This window comes from Aliivibrio sp. 1S175 (assembly GCF_001690985.1).
Classification (GTDB): domain Bacteria; phylum Pseudomonadota; class Gammaproteobacteria; order Enterobacterales; family Vibrionaceae; genus Aliivibrio.
Window position 1 is genome coordinate 1 of sequence record NZ_MAJS01000019.1, and the last position, 14,938, is coordinate 14,938.

Annotated in this window: 12 protein-coding genes; 7 read left to right on the forward strand and 5 right to left on the reverse strand. The window is 39.5% G+C overall.

Annotation, left to right across the window (positions count from 1 at the left end):
• Positions 1-179 precede the first annotated feature (179 nt).
• From A6E06_RS08780 to fghA, 3 genes are all read left to right on the forward strand, one after another.
• The gene (locus A6E06_RS08780) at positions 180-1,457 is read left to right on the forward strand and encodes a dicarboxylate/amino acid:cation symporter (RefSeq protein WP_065593069.1); all 1,278 of its coding nucleotides are present in this window, start codon (positions 180-182) and stop codon (positions 1,455-1,457) included.
• Positions 1,458-1,732: 275 nt separating this feature from the next.
• Positions 1,733-2,881 (forward strand): S-(hydroxymethyl)glutathione dehydrogenase/class III alcohol dehydrogenase, encoded by a 1,149-nt coding sequence (locus tag A6E06_RS08785; protein ID WP_012549549.1) that lies wholly within the window; start codon positions 1,733-1,735, stop codon positions 2,879-2,881.
• Positions 2,882-3,154: 273 nt separating this feature from the next.
• Positions 3,155-3,997, forward strand: a complete 843-nt coding sequence (fghA, locus tag A6E06_RS08790) for an S-formylglutathione hydrolase (RefSeq protein WP_065592657.1) — start codon at positions 3,155-3,157, stop codon at positions 3,995-3,997.
• A gap of 92 nt (positions 3,998-4,089) precedes the next feature.
• On the opposite strand, the gene A6E06_RS08795 is transcribed toward fghA, so the two are convergent.
• Positions 4,090-5,394 carry an amino acid permease gene (locus tag A6E06_RS08795; RefSeq protein ID WP_065592656.1) on the reverse strand — a complete coding sequence of 435 codons (1,305 nt, stop codon included), beginning with the start codon at positions 5,392-5,394 and terminating at the stop codon, positions 4,090-4,092.
• A 291-nt stretch (positions 5,395-5,685) separates the two neighbouring features.
• Here A6E06_RS08795 and A6E06_RS08800 point away from each other — a divergent pair, with 291 nt between their 5' ends.
• From A6E06_RS08800 to A6E06_RS08810, 3 genes are read left to right on the forward strand one after another with little or no spacing between them, the layout of a single operon-like run.
• Positions 5,686-6,075: a Rid family detoxifying hydrolase gene (locus A6E06_RS08800; protein ID WP_065592655.1), complete on the forward strand. Its 390-nt coding sequence runs from the start codon at positions 5,686-5,688 to the stop codon at positions 6,073-6,075.
• Positions 6,076-6,092: 17 nt separating this feature from the next.
• Positions 6,093-7,370, forward strand: a complete 1,278-nt coding sequence (locus tag A6E06_RS08805; protein ID WP_065592654.1) for a serine dehydratase subunit alpha family protein — start codon at positions 6,093-6,095, stop codon at positions 7,368-7,370.
• A 60-nt stretch (positions 7,371-7,430) separates the two neighbouring features.
• Complete coding sequence (locus tag A6E06_RS08810) at positions 7,431-8,066, forward strand: transcriptional regulator (protein ID WP_065592653.1); 636 nt, start codon at positions 7,431-7,433, stop codon at positions 8,064-8,066.
• A 96-nt stretch (positions 8,067-8,162) separates the two neighbouring features.
• Here A6E06_RS08810 and A6E06_RS08815 read toward each other — a convergent pair whose 3' ends face one another.
• From A6E06_RS08815 to guaB, 3 genes are all read right to left on the reverse strand, one after another.
• Entirely contained in the window at positions 8,163-9,722 is a 1,560-nt protein-coding gene (locus A6E06_RS08815; protein ID WP_065592652.1) for an AbgT family transporter, read from the reverse strand.
• Between the two features lie 273 nt (positions 9,723-9,995).
• Positions 9,996-11,549 (reverse strand): glutamine-hydrolyzing GMP synthase, encoded by a 1,554-nt coding sequence (guaA, locus tag A6E06_RS08820; RefSeq protein WP_065592651.1) that lies wholly within the window; start codon positions 11,547-11,549, stop codon positions 9,996-9,998.
• A gap of 133 nt (positions 11,550-11,682) precedes the next feature.
• Positions 11,683-13,146, reverse strand: coding sequence for an IMP dehydrogenase (guaB, locus tag A6E06_RS08825; protein WP_065592650.1), 1,464 nt, complete (start codon positions 13,144-13,146; stop codon positions 11,683-11,685).
• Positions 13,147-13,355: 209 nt separating this feature from the next.
• On the opposite strand from guaB, the gene xseA reads away from it, so the two are divergent.
• The gene (gene xseA / locus A6E06_RS08830; protein ID WP_065592649.1) at positions 13,356-14,690 is read left to right on the forward strand and encodes an exodeoxyribonuclease VII large subunit; all 1,335 of its coding nucleotides are present in this window, start codon (positions 13,356-13,358) and stop codon (positions 14,688-14,690) included.
• Here xseA and A6E06_RS08835 read toward each other — a convergent pair.
• Positions 14,683-14,916, reverse strand: a complete 234-nt coding sequence (locus A6E06_RS08835; RefSeq protein ID WP_065592648.1) for a zinc ribbon domain-containing protein — start codon at positions 14,914-14,916, stop codon at positions 14,683-14,685. The two genes, xseA and A6E06_RS08835, sit on opposite strands and share 8 nt — an antisense overlap.
• Positions 14,917-14,938: the final 22 nt, after the last annotated feature.

Below are 14,938 nucleotides of genomic sequence, written 5' to 3' on the forward strand. Positions count from 1 at the left end.
CTACATATGGATAAATAAGATCTAAATAGTTAAAACTTAACGATCATTAACTAAACGTAAAGCCCGTTAGATTCATTTCAAACGGGCTTTATTTTTTAAAGGTACATACGTTTATTAAAGGAATAATTCTTCAATAAATGTATAAATGCATCTTATCCAAACCACTGGAAACCATTTTTATGTTGTCTAAACTTCGTCAATCTTTGCCTTTGCAATTGCTACTAGCCGCATTACTTGCATGGTTTTTCACCCTATTTATTTCTCCTACAACTGACGTAACCCAAGCTTCTTGGTATCAATTAGTTATGTTAGGAAAAGTCACTTATATCGGTTTACTTAAAATGGTCGTCGGTCTCGTCGTGATGTTTTCCTTACTTCAAGGAATTACAAGCATTGGCTCTATCACTCGATTAAAACAAGTCGGTCGTAATACCTTATTGTTTTACAGTTTTACCACTTTGTTAGCTATTTCTCTTGGCTTAGGTGCTTCATTACTATTACCTGCATGGCAGCCTCTTACTGAGTTTGCACCTGTTGGTGATAACGTTCGGCTCATTAGTGAGGAGTCCGCTGGCGGCGCTGCCATTGCAGGTAAACTGCTAAATATGGCTTTTGTTAATCCAGTGGCCGCATTAACTCAGGGGAATTTACTTGCTATTGTAGTGTTTTCATTCATGTTAGGGGGGGCTTTACTCTCTTCATTACCTGAAAAACACCCTATTTTTGATGTACTCAGTGGCTTAAATAAAAGCATTAATACGATAGTAGGTTGGATAATTAAAATATCTCCACTGGCGGTATTTGCCATTGTTTTTGACTTCACGATCCGTGGTGGTGCATCTTTATTTGAACAGCTAGCTCTGTTTTCTCTACTGGTTTTTGTTCTTACTTTAATTCATGGCGCCATTGTTTTACCAACGATTGCAAAACTAGCAACAGGCATTAAATATACCACCTTATTTAAAGCGATCTCCGCTCCTATGGCGATGGCTTTTGCTACCTCTTCTAGCTCTGCAACTTTGCCATTAGCAATGCAAAGTGCCCAAGAAAAACTTGGAGTATCACAAAGTACCAGCAGTATGGTATTACCCCTTGGTGCGGTAATGAATATGGATGGAACTGCATTATTCGAAGGTGTTGCTGCGATATTCTTAGCTCAACTTTTTGGTGTTGATTTAACAACATCAGGATTAGTCATGATTTTTATCATGGCCATGGTTTCATCTGTTGGCGCACCAGGAATGCCATCAGGATCGATGTCAGGTATGCAACTGGTGCTTCTAGCCGCAGGGATCCCACTTGAAGCCATCGCGATCTTGTTAATTATTGAACGCCCGCTTGATACTTTCCGTACTGCTGTCAATGTTGAAGGAGACATGATTGCCGCTTTAGTTATCGATAAATGGCAAACACAATCAGCTAAAAAAGAAACCTTCACACAGGATATTCCTGCATAACTTAAATAATAAAAAGCCCTCACGTTTAATGACTTTTTATCTGATATGGCCTTTAAATCCTCCTTTATTATTCACCTTTTCATGTATAAAGAAGTTATCACTAGCTAAAATAGCCGCAATTATTACATTTTAGTAAAAATCATTTTCATTTTAGGGGGATTATCAATTCTTTAGAAACACCTATACTAGCCACATCAAAACGAGACAGCAGAAAAGACAAATTCAACTAGGCTTTAGTTGACTGCTCATTCGAATATATTAATAAGGAAAATCCAATGGCTCTTGATATTAAACCAGGTCAAACATCAATTAAATCTAAAGCAATGGTAGCTTGGGCTGCTGGCGAACCTCTTAAAATGGAAGAAGTTGATGTTCAACTTCCTAAAGCGGGCGAAGTATTAGTTCGCATCGTTGCTACTGGCGTATGTCACACTGATTTATTCACTCTTTCTGGTGATGATCCAGAAGGTATCTTCCCTTCAATCCTAGGCCATGAAGGCGGCGGTATTGTTGAGATGATCGGCGAAGGCGTGACAAGTGTTGAAGTTGGCGACCACGTTATCCCTCTTTACACTGCGGAATGTGGTGAGTGTAAATTCTGTAAATCTGGTAAAACTAACCTTTGCCAAGCAGTTCGTGAAACTCAAGGGCAAGGCCTTATGCCTGATGGAACTAGCCGTTTCTCTATTAATGGTGAAACTATCTTCCATTACATGGGTTGCTCTACGTTCTCTGAATTCACAGTTCTTCCTGAGATTTCACTAGCGAAAGTATCTAAAGAGGCACCACTTGAAGAAGTTTGTCTTCTAGGTTGTGGCGTAACGACGGGTATGGGCGCAGTTCTTAACACGGCTAAAGTTGAAAAAGGCGACACAGTTGCTGTATTCGGTCTTGGCGGTATTGGTCTTTCAGCTATCATCGGCGCAAAAATGGCGGGGGCAAGTCGTATCATTGGTGTTGACTTAAACGAAAGCAAATACGAACTGGCTAAGAAATTAGGCGCAACTGATTGCATCAACCCAACAAAATTCGACAAGCCAATTCAAGAAGTAATCGTTGAAATGACTGACGGCGGCGTTGATTACTCTTTTGAGTGTATCGGTAACGTACACGTTATGCGTGCTGCTCTTGAGTGTTGTCACAAAGGTTGGGGTGAATCAATCATCATCGGGGTTGCGGGTGCGGGTCAAGAGATCTCAACTCGTCCGTTCCAACTTGTGACTGGTCGCGTATGGCGTGGCTCTGCATTCGGTGGCGTTAAAGGCCGTACTGAGCTTCCAGGTATCGTTGACCGTTACATGCAAGGTGAGTTCGCTCTTGATGACTTCATCACTCACACTATGGGTCTTGCTGATGTAAACGCAGCGTTCGACTTAATGCACGAAGGTAAATCTATCCGTACTGTTCTACATATGGATAAATAAGAAATTCGATTCTAGCTCAAACCGTTAGAACTTGATTTTATTTTGCTCCCATCTTCTATACTGATGGGAGCCATTTATAAATGACTTTTTGATTTTAAAGTGCTTTCAGCAAATGAAAATAAATACGTCTTCATTTTCGCGTGGGTGGCGCGCTGATGAATATAATTGCTAAGTATTATTTCCCCGCCTCAAAGCACTTTAAAATCAATCAGTAGATACCTCATTCTATGCAGTGAAATCACTGATATGAATTAAATATTATAAGGATTCATCATGACAGTTGAAAACATCAGCCAAGCTAAAGTTGCCGGTGGTTGGCATAAACAGTACACACATACTTCATCAACATTAAATTGCGATATGCGTTTTGCAATTTATCTTCCAGCTAATGCATCAGAGACAAATAAAGTCCCTGTGCTGTATTGGTTATCAGGCTTAACGTGTACTGATGAAAACTTTATGCAAAAAGCAGGCGCATTCAAAAAAGCGGCTGAATTAGGTATTGCTATTGTAGCAATGGATACAAGTCCTCGTGGTGAAGATGTACCTGATGATGCAGAAGGCGCGTACGATTTTGGCCTAGGTGCAGGGTTCTATTTAAACGCAACACAAGCGCCGTGGAATCGTCACTATCACATGTACGATTACGTAACTAAAGAGCTGCCTTCTTTAATTGAAGAGCATTTCCCTGTATCAGATAAAAAATCTATATCTGGTCATAGTATGGGTGGACACGGTGCAATTACTATCGGGTTAAAAAACCAAAATGCATACCAATCTATCTCTGCATTTAGCCCAATATCAAGCCCTATTAACTGCCCTTGGGGTCAAAAAGCATTAGGTCTATACCTTGGCGATAATAAAGACACTTGGAAAGAATACGATAGCTCTAAGCTTCTTAAAAAAGGGGCTAAACTTCCGATTTTAGTTGACCAAGGTGAGGCCGATGGCTTCTTAGAAAATCAATTAAAACCTGAATACCTACTTTCTTCGGCAGAGCAATCTGGTGCGGATATAAATGTAAGAATGCAACCAGGTTACGACCACAGCTACTTCTTTATATCGACGTTTATTGATGACCACCTAGAATTTCATGCTGCTTATTTAAATAAATAATACTGGTTTAAGATAAGTAAAAGCATAAACAACAAAAGCCCAGAGTAGGTTCTCCTTCTCTGGGCTTTTTTATATCTACTAATCCAATACGATTAGATGAATGCTAATACTGGAGAGATACAAAGTAATATACCTGTCACGATGATTAAGTTAGTTGATAGACCTTTGTATTTATGAAGATCTGGCACCTTATGAACAAGATAAGCTGGAATTAAACAACCAACCAAACCAAACACAGGGCTACAAATTGATGTGAAAGATAAGATAGGTGCATTTAATGCGACTGCCGACCAAGCCAATAAAACAATAAATACCGTGATAAGTTTATTAACTAACTCTTTGTTAATCGCCGACTCATCCATGCGTCTTAGTAAAATATTCATCGCCAAACCACGACACGCTTCTTGGAATGCCATAAATACACCGAAGAATGAGGTGACTACAGCAAAAATATTAATCACGATACCCGTAACGGTAGCCCAACTGCCTGGGAAGTAATGAGCAATAATAGCGAGAGCTGAGATATTTTTATTCATCGCTTCTGCCGCTTGCTCTTGACTGATAGCAAAGGTAAATGACACAGCAAAAAAGAAAACAACAACAAATAAGATTGAAAAAGCAATATTCATCGCTCTTAGTGATTTATAACGTGCAACTTCAATTGATTTCTCACGTGAACGGTATGAGATAACCATAGGGCTAAGCGACTGAATAAAAAGAATAGACGTTAGTGTAAATGGAAGCGTAATGATCGCATCTTTTAGCATTGGGCCAAAAGAGCCAATGGCTGGTACGTTAGAAAAATCCCAACGAGAAACCAGTAATAACCCCATAACAGCAACTAATGAAAGTACTGTTACGGCCATAAAGCCAGATAATTTAAAGAGTAACTTCTCACCTTTAGAACCAATAAAAGCAAGTATACAAATTAAACCTAAACCATAAAACACGTTATCATTTAAATGCCCTTCCGTAACACCAAACGAATGTAAGTACGAAGAACTGTCATTGGTTACAGCAAGTGCGTATACCAATACCCAAATAACAAGCATGATGAAATAAAGGGCTCCTAAAGCTACCCCCCAGTTTTTACCTAAATATCCGGTAATCACACCAGGATAATCTGTACATGTTTTTGCTTCGGCAAGAGTATTGATAAAAAGTTTTTGAAACAAATACATGGCTGGGTAACCAATAATTGAAGACAGAAGAAAAACCCAAATCCCCATTATCCCAACTTGAACAGGTAAAAATACGATCCCTGCCCCTATCGCCATACCAATGCTGATTACAATCCATCCAATATCGACACTGTCGAATTTAGTGGCTTTTTTCCATTCAGAATCAGTCATATCACTTTTACCATGACTTGGATTCGCCAATGTAGCTGTGTTCATATAAAACTCCATCTTTGTAGGGAACATTATTTTTATAATTTTAAAGCGTCTAAACGCCATTTTTTGCAACTTTTGAAGAATTTACTCTCTAATTTAAAAATAACAATGCAATTTTATTTGAAATGATATCGAGATCTCAGTTCGTAAAATAAACAAAGATTTGCAACAAAGTCATTGCATTCCCTTACGAATAAGCATAAATTCAACTCACACAAATAAATGCAATTATTTTTGCATAATTAAAAATCAAACTCCAAGTCAACAATAGTTGCAAAAAAAAGGATGGGAAATATGAAACAAATTATCGTGGCAAAATCAGCTCCAGAAGCAATCGGTCCTTACTCTCACGGTACTGCATTTAATGGTCTTATTTTCACATCAGGTCAATTACCTGTTGATGGCTCAACTGGCTCTGTTGTAGAAGGGGGCATTACCGCTCAATCAGTAATGTCTCTTAAAAACTTAATGTCAGTAATTGAAGCCGCTGATGGTGATGTGAATACGGTTTTAAAAACAACCTGCTACCTTGCTAACATCACTGATTTTTCAGCATTTAATGAAGTATATAAAACCGTTTTCCATACCGACTGCCCTGCTCGTTCTTGCTTTGCGGTAAAAGATCTTCCGCTTGGCGTATTAGTTGAAGTCGAAGCGATTGCTCACAAGAAAACAACGGTATAACTAAAAAGGTGAACAAAATGAACTCTACCTGGAAGCAATACATTACTATTTTAAAAAATGTCGTGAAGCCAGCTCTTGGCTGTACTGAACCTATTTGTGCGGCCTATGCAACAAGCGTAGCAACGCAAATGCTAGGAGAAAAAGCTGAAACAATTGATGTTTTTGTCTCTGATAATTTGTATAAAAATAGTATGGGTGTTTTTGTTCCAAGAACAGGTAGAGTTGGTCTTGCCATCGCAGCAGCAACTGGCGCTACAGGTGGAAACCCAGAAGCTGGTTTAGAAGTTCTTGCAAAACTGACTGAATCCCAAGTAAATGAAGCGCAACAACTTATTGATGCTGGTCGAGTTCAAGTAAAACGAGAAACTACAGAGGAGTTCATTTATTGTCGCGTTGTAGTTAAAGGCTCACAACATCACGCAGAAGTCACTATCAGCGGGGGTCACACTCTCATTGTAGAAAAACGACTTGATGGTAATGTCATTTTTTCCCTTGATTCTTCATTACCAAAAGCCTCTACCGCTTCTATTTGTGATGGTGTAGATATCACTATTTCATCCATTTATGACTTTGCAACTCACGCTGAATTCGATGACATTAAATTTATTCTTAAAGCTAAAGATCTCAATATTGCACTAGCTCAAGAAGGACTAAAGAACCCATACGGCTTAGAAGTGGGTCGAACTTATCAAAAGAATATAGATACTGGTTTACTTTCAAAAAGCTTAGATAGTGATATTTTAATTTATACCTCTGCAGCATCTGATGCTCGAATGGGTGGCGCGACTTTACCTGCTATGTCTAATTATGGCAGCGGTAATCAAGGTATAGCCGCAACGATTCCGGTCGTTAAAATGGCTGATTTTTATAATGCTGATGAAGAAGCATTAGCAAGAGCCTTTATTATGAGTCACCTTGGTGCCATTTACATCAAATCTCATTATCCACCACTATCCGCATTTTGTGGTAATGCCGTCACATCTGCTGCTGCAGCAATGGCAATGGTATATTTAGCGGGTGGTACATTCGAGCAATCTTGTTCAGCAATACAAAACACAATCAGTGATACTAGCGGTATGATCTGTGATGGTGCGAAATCAACCTGTGCGATGAAAGTAGGCAGCAGCGCCCAATCGGCAATGAAATCATCCCTACTCGCTTTGAATAATCATTGCGTAACGAAGCAGGGTGTTATTGCTGAAGATGTAGAAAAAACCATTCAAAACATCGGTAGAATGATAACAACTGGAATGCCAAATATTGATCATGAAATCATTGAAATAATGGCGTCATAATGAAAAGATGTCACTTACACACTAAGTGACATCATCTTTTTACCAACATAAAGAAAACATATGCTACATAAACTTTCTACTGCCGATAAACTCATACTGAAATCAACTTATAGTATTGTTGATGGCATTGCTGCTATGTTTGGAAAACATGTTGAAGTGGTACTGCACTCTCTTGATTCTGATAATCCATCAATCATAAAGATCGCTAATGGCCACGTCACTGGTCGTGGTATTGGTGCACCCATTACCAATCTTGCGTTAGAGAAATTGAAGGCAGGATCCGATGTATCGACACCTTATTTCACAAGAACTGATAAAGGTGAACTACTTCGCTCTGTTACTTCAATGATTAGAAATGAAGCAGGAATACCTATCGCTTTACTTTGCATTAACTCTAATCTTGATGTGCCAATGAATAGCTTCTTTATGGACCTATTCCCACAAGCAAATCAATTAGCAGCGTCACCTGAAACCTTTGCAAAAGACAGTATTGAAATGCTGACAGACTCTATTGCAAGAATACAAAGCGAAGTATTAGAAGATGAAAGCATTGCTATTTCTCGAAGAGTAAGAACCATTGTTGAACGTTTACATCATCAAGGGGCGTTTAATATAAAAGATGCGACTCAAATAACCGCCAACATTCTTAATGTGTCTAAAGACTCTGTTTATCGTTATTTAAGAAAATTTAAATAATAAAAAAGAAAAGAACGTCATACAAAAAAGCCCTGAGAACTTATCATTCTCAGGGCTTTTATTTTATAAGCTATTTCATAAAGCGAAGTGCTTATATTAACCAGGTAATTGGTATGTATATGGTGCTTGTATCCCTAGAGGAATACCTAGAGCCCAGTACGCTAGTAAGAAGATTGTCCAACCAATTAGCATCGCGATAGAGAAAGGCATCATTAGAGAAGCCAATGTACCGATACCTGTAGACTTAACATAACGTTGGCAATAAACCACTACTAATGGGAAGAATACCATTAATGGTGAGATGATATTTGAAACAGAATCACCTACACGGTATGCCGCTTGAGATAACTCAGGAGAGATACCAACACCCATTAGCATTGGAACTAATACTGGACCAATTAATGCCCATTTAGCTGATGCAGAACCGATTAATAGGTTTACAAATGCGGTAAGCAAAATCATACCAATAATCGTTAGCTGACCAGGAAGCTCCATTGCTTTAAGTACATCAGCACCGTACATCGCTAAGATTGTACCAATGTTCGATTGGCTGAACGCAACTAAGAACTGTGCACAGAAGAATGACATAACCATGTATGCACCCATTGTGCCCATCGTCTCTGACATTGCTTTGATTACATCATTACTGCTTTTAAACGTACCAGAAACTCGCCCAAAAACGATACCCGGAATGATAAATAAAATGAAGATAAGTGGAACAATAGACTTCATTAATGGCGCAGAGAATGAGGTAATTTGACCATCTGGAGAACGAAGCGCTGAATCTTCAGGGTAAATAAGCGCGATAAGTAATGCGATACCAGCAACCATTGCCCAACCTGCAAACTTAAATGCTCTTGATTCAATTTCAGTGAATGATCCTAAATCTGGCGCGGTTTCTGCATCTTTATCTACTGGTGTTTTCGCTAAACGAGGCTCAATGATTTTCTCGGTTACATACCAACCAATCACAACAATTAAAATTGAAGAAAGACCAGTAAAGTAAATATTTGCTAATGGGTTAACGATGTAAGACGTATCCAATACTTGTGCTGCAGTTTGTGTAAAACCGGCAAGTAATGGATCAATACCCGATGGAATAAAGTTAGCAGAGAAACCACCAGATACACCGGCAAATGCTGCGGCAATACCCGCTAACGGATGACGACCCGCCGCGTGGAAAATGATACCACCAAGTGGAATAACTAATACATAACCGGCATCTGCTGCTGTGTGTGACACAATCGCAACAAGGATAAGCATTGGTGTTAGTAATTTAGCTGGCGTGAAGTTCAGCATTTTCTTTAGGCCAGTTTGAATAAAGCCTGAAGAGTCAGCAACACCAACACCTAGCATGGCAACTAATACGATGCCTAATGGAGCAAAACTGGTAAAGTTAGTTACCATTGTTGCTAAAAAGTTTGCTAAAGAATCACCCGTTAAAAGGTTTTTCACTTGAACTGCATCTTGAGTAACAGGATGAATCAAGTCAAATTGTACTTGTGATAATAGCGCCGAAAGGCCCCAAACAATTAAAAGGCCCCAGAAAAACAGTAGTGCAGGATCTGGGATCTTATTACCTACTCGTTCGATTGTATTTAGAAAGCGATCCATACCACTTGGCTTAGATGCTTTCTCTGCTGCTTGGTTACTCATCCGTAACTCCATTTTGTTTAATGTTGTATGTAAAGATAAAGAGATTTAATTTTTTTTATTCTTTATCTATTCCTTTGCTAAATCAGTGTAAACCAGATATTGCTAAGAAAAGATGAATACATTGCATTTTCAGCACTGTGCAAATAGTAAATTTGTAAAATAATGTTTCAATGAAACATATAACTAACAAGGTTAATATTTACATTACAATAGAAACAAAAAAAGCGCCTTTCGGCGCTTTATTATATTCATCATTTAACAATTAAATTAGAATTATTCCCATTCAATCGTCGCTGGTGGTTTACCTGAAATATCGTAAACAACACGAGAAATACCACCAACTTCATTAATAATACGGTTAGATACTTTACCTAAGAAATCGTATGGTAAATGTGCCCAATGCGCCGTCATGAAATCAATGGTTTCTACCGCACGTAGAGAGACAACCCAATCGTATTTACGGCCATCACCCATTACGCCAACAGAGCGTACTGGTAAGAATACCGTGAATGCTTGAGATACTTTATTGTAAAGATCAGCATTATGAAGTTCTTCAATAAAGATCGCATCAGCACGACGAAGTAAATCACAGTACTCTTTCTTAACTTCGCCAAGAACACGTACACCTAGACCAGGTCCAGGGAACGGGTGACGATAAAGCATGTTGTATGGAAGACCTAATTCTAGACCGATCTTACGAACTTCATCTTTAAACAATTCACGTAACGGTTCAACAAGACCCATTTCCATGTCATCAGGAAGGCCGCCAACGTTATGGTGAGATTTAATAACGTGTGCTTTACCCGTTTTAGACGCCGCAGACTCGATAACGTCTGGGTAAATTGTCCCTTGAGCTAACCACTTAGCATTTGATAGTTTCTTAGATTCTTCATCAAAGATATCAACAAACACATGACCAATGATCTTACGCTTAGCTTCTGGATCGGATTCACCACTAAGAGCAGTTAAGAAACGCTCTTCAGCTTCAACATGAATGATCTTAAGACCAAAGCCTTCACTGAACATTTCCATCACTTGTTCTGCTTCATTTAAACGAAGTAAACCGTTATCAACAAATACACACGTTAGTTTGTCGCCAATTGCACGGTGAGCAAGCATCGCAACCACTGATGAATCAACACCACCAGATAATCCAAGGATAACTTCATCGTCACCCACTTGCTCTTTAATACGAGCAACTGCATCTTCAATGATAGATGCAGAAGTCCACAGACCTTCACAACCACATACATTAAGAACAAAGTTCTCAAGCATTTTTAGGCCATTTTTAGTGTGTGTTACTTCTGGGTGGAATTGAACACCGTAATATTTTTTCTCTTCATTCGCCATTGCAGCGTAAGGACAAGTTTCTGTCTCTGCAATTTTTACGAAATCAGATGGAATTTCAACAACTTTATCACCGTGGCTCATCCAAACATCTTGAGTTGCTTCAAGATCTTTAAACAACGCTGATTCGCCAGTTACTTGAACCGCAGCATAGCCAAACTCACGCTCAGTAGACGTTGCTACTTTACCGCCAAGTTGCTCTGCCATTGTTTGCATGCCGTAACATACACCGAATACAGGAACACCAGAATCAAATACATATTGAGGAGCACGAGGAGAATTTGCCTCTGTAACACTTTCTGGACCACCAGATAATATGATGCCATCAGGATTGAAGTCACGGATATCCGATTCTTCTACATCCCAGCTCCAAAGCTCACAGTAAACACCTATCTCACGAATACGACGCGCAACAAGCTGCGTGTATTGAGAACCAAAATCTAAAATAAGAATGCGTTGAGCGTGGATATTAGTCGTCATTAGTCTTTCTCAAAAAGTCATTTATTTAGTGTGGTTTTACTATAAAACCACACGCTTAAAATTGAATTTGGTACAAAGTATTTCTTCATATTTCAAAGAAAAATATGAAGAAAAATTAACCTAGGCGCTTTTTCTAACCTAAACGGTAGTTTGGTGCTTCTTTTGTGATCTGAACATCATGTACGTGCGATTCTTTCATACCCGCACCTGAGATTCGTACAAATTCTGCTTTAGTACGCATGTCTTCAATCGTTGCAGAACCCGTTAGACCCATACTTGAGCGTAAACCACCCATTTGTTGGTGAACGATCTCTTTTAGACGACCACGATAAGCGATACGACCTTCAATACCTTCTGGTACAAGTTTGTCGGCTGCATTATCTGATTGGAAGTAACGGTCTGAAGAACCTTGAGACATTGCGCCAAGAGAGCCCATGCCACGGTAAGATTTGTATGAACGACCTTGATAAAGAATAACTTCACCCGGTGCTTCTTCTGTACCAGCAAACATTGAGCCAACCATGACACATGATGCACCGGCAGCGATTGCTTTACAGATATCACCAGAGTAACGAATGCCGCCATCTGCAATAACAGGGATGCCGTGAGCATTTGCCACTTCAGCTGCGTCTGAAATTGCTGTAATTTGAGGAACACCAACACCCGTTACAATTCGAGTAGTACAAATTGAACCAGGGCCAATACCTACTTTAACCGCACTTACGCCAGCATCGATTAATGCTTGAGCGCCTAAACCAGTCGCAACGTTACCACCGATTATTTGTAGATCAGGGAAAGCAGCACGAGTTTCACGAATACGTTGTAAAACGCCTTCTGAGTGACCGTGTGATGAATCGATAAGTAGTACGTCAACACCCGCTTCAACAAGAGCAGCAACACGCTCTTCATTACCAGCACCCGCACCAACAGCAGCACCAACACGTAGACGACCACGTTCGTCTTTACATGCATTCGGTTTACGTTCTGCTTTATGGAAATCTTTTGCTGTGATCATACCAGTTAGTTGGAACTCATCGTTCACTACCAATACTTTCTCAACGCGAGCTTCATGCATTTTCTCTTGAACTTCTTCACGAGTTGCGCCTTCTTTAACAGAAGCTAAGCGTGATTTTGGCGTCATTACAACGTCAACTTTCTTAGATAAATCTGTTACGAAACGAACATCACGACCAGTAATGATACCAACAAGTTCATTAGTGTCAGTTACTACAGGGAAGCCAGCAAAACCGTGTTTTTCAGTCAGATCTTTCACATCTTGAATAGTTGCGTCAGGACGAACGGTTACTGGAGCAGAGACAACGCCTGCTTCAAAGATTTTTACTAAGCGAACTTCTTCAGCTTGCTGTTCAATTGACATGTTTTTGTGGATAAAACCGATGCCACCCTCTTGCGCTAAAGCAATAGCAAGACGCGCTTCTGTCACGGTATCCATTGATGCTGAAATCATTGGGATATTTAGAGAGATGCTCTTCGTTAACTGAGTGCGAATATCAGCGGTGTTAGGAAGAACAGTAGAGTGTGCTGGGACGAGTAAAACGTCATCGAAGGTTAAAGCTTCTTTTGCGATTCGTAGCATTTGCAATATCTCACAACATAAGGTGTTAAAAGAAATAAATCCCACTTTATCGTTTCGCATAATAAAGTGTTTTGGATTTGATATTGCAGACGGATTATACGCATCACGCAAACGCTTGGCTAGACATTTATTTGTTTTTAATTTGCATTTACCCCCTTGATATGTATTATATTGCCGCTAATTCCTATATTCATGTCTAAGGCATTCTGATGTCTCTCGATTCCAATCCTCGCATCTTTACTGTCTCTCGTCTTAACTCTGAAGTTCGCTTATTATTAGAGAATGAAATGGGAATTGTTTGGCTTGTTGGTGAAATATCCAACCTAACCGTGCCTGTTTCTGGCCACTGGTACCTCACCCTCAAAGACAGTCAAGCTCAAGTCAAATGTGCTATGTTTAAAGGCAATAACCGTCGAGTTACCTTTAAGCCCCAAAACGGTAAACAAGTTCTTGTTAAAGCCCGCCTTTCTCTTTATGAACCTCGTGGTGACTACCAAATAATCATTGAAAGTATGCAGCCCGAAGGAGATGGTCGTCTTCAACAAGAGTTTGATCAATTAAAAATGTCACTCGCCGCTGAAGGACTTTTTGCTCAAACAGCGAAACAACCTTTACCTGAGCAACCAAAACGTGTTGGTGTCATTACCTCGCAAACTGGCGCTGCATTGTTTGATATCTTAAATGTATTAAAACGACGAGATCCTAATCTTCCTGTCGTGATTTATCCTACGATGGTACAAGGAGCAAGCGCTGCAATTCAAATAGCTCAAGCGATTGGACGTGCCAATACTCGTAATGAATGTGATATTTTGATCGTTGGCCGTGGCGGTGGTTCTCTAGAGGATCTTTGGTGCTTCAACGAAGAAATAGTCGCTCGTACAATTGCAGCTAGTAAAATCCCTATCGTTAGTGCCGTAGGCCATGAAATTGACGTAACCATTGCAGATTTTGTTGCTGATGTTAGAGCTCCGACGCCTTCTGCAGCCGCTGAATTAGTGAGCCGAGATTTATCTTCCCAGCTGCAAACCGTTACTCACCAGAAACGTCGTCTGAACAGTGCAATGGATCGCTATTTATCAGGGCAGCAGCGCCAATTATCAGCACTTCAACATCGTCTTGAAAAACAGCATCCACAAATGCAGTTAAATAATCAAAGCCAAAAACTAGATGATTTGAATCAGCGTTTAATGACGTATATGCAGCAACGCCTACAACGTCATCAGCATAAAATTGAAAACCTAACTCTCCGATTAAATAATTTATCTCCAAGTAAAAAAATCCCTCAAGATAAATTACGTATTGAAGAATTAAAACGTCGCTTATTAGATTCAATGGATAGAAATTTGCTCATGCAGCGCCATCAGTTAGCTCTAGCAGCAGAAAAACTGGATACTGTAAGCCCATTAGCAACATTACAACGCGGCTACTCTATTACTCGTAATAAGAAAGGCGCGGTTGTCACTTCAACAAAACAAGTAGAAACGGGTGAGAACATAACCACTCGCTTTGTCGATGGTGAAATTACATCTACCGTAATTAACTAAGACTAATTTCTACAAATTCTGTTTTCGCACGAGATTTTGATTTCAACTCATTACAATCATGACAAAAATAGCTTGGTGCACCACATGCATTGAGCTTTTCCATTTCTTTGTTGCAATCTGGACAGTAGGCTATTTTTTTAAAATCAACCTGACAAAAATCGCAATGATATCCTTCTTTATGCCAACGTAATTCAGACTGACATTTAGGACACTCATTTATTTGCATTGCATATTCCTTCTTAATTTAT

What these genes read in the sequence shown, in the direction of transcription:
- fghA (WP_065592657.1), top strand. Translation starts at nt 3,155, where the DNA reads ATGACAGTTGAAAACATCAGCCAAGCTAAAGTTGCCGGTGGTTGGCAT.
- A6E06_RS08785 (WP_012549549.1), top strand. Translation starts at nt 1,733, where the DNA reads ATGGCTCTTGATATTAAACCAGGTCAAACATCAATTAAATCTAAAGCA.
- A6E06_RS08810 (WP_065592653.1), top strand. Translation starts at nt 7,431, where the DNA reads ATGCTACATAAACTTTCTACTGCCGATAAACTCATACTGAAATCAACT.
- A6E06_RS08800 (WP_065592655.1), top strand. Translation starts at nt 5,686, where the DNA reads ATGAAACAAATTATCGTGGCAAAATCAGCTCCAGAAGCAATCGGTCCT.
- A6E06_RS08815 (WP_065592652.1), bottom strand. Translation starts at nt 9,722, where the DNA reads ATGAGTAACCAAGCAGCAGAGAAAGCATCTAAGCCAAGTGGTATGGAT.
- A6E06_RS08805 (WP_065592654.1), top strand. Translation starts at nt 6,093, where the DNA reads ATGAACTCTACCTGGAAGCAATACATTACTATTTTAAAAAATGTCGTG.
- A6E06_RS08835 (WP_065592648.1), bottom strand. Translation starts at nt 14,916, where the DNA reads ATGCAAATAAATGAGTGTCCTAAATGTCAGTCTGAATTACGTTGGCAT.
- xseA (WP_065592649.1), top strand. Translation starts at nt 13,356, where the DNA reads ATGTCTCTCGATTCCAATCCTCGCATCTTTACTGTCTCTCGTCTTAAC.
- A6E06_RS08780 (WP_065593069.1), top strand. Translation starts at nt 180, where the DNA reads ATGTTGTCTAAACTTCGTCAATCTTTGCCTTTGCAATTGCTACTAGCC.
- A6E06_RS08795 (WP_065592656.1), bottom strand. Translation starts at nt 5,394, where the DNA reads ATGAACACAGCTACATTGGCGAATCCAAGTCATGGTAAAAGTGATATG.
- guaA (WP_065592651.1), bottom strand. Translation starts at nt 11,549, where the DNA reads ATGACGACTAATATCCACGCTCAACGCATTCTTATTTTAGATTTTGGT.
- guaB (WP_065592650.1), bottom strand. Translation starts at nt 13,146, where the DNA reads ATGCTACGAATCGCAAAAGAAGCTTTAACCTTCGATGACGTTTTACTC.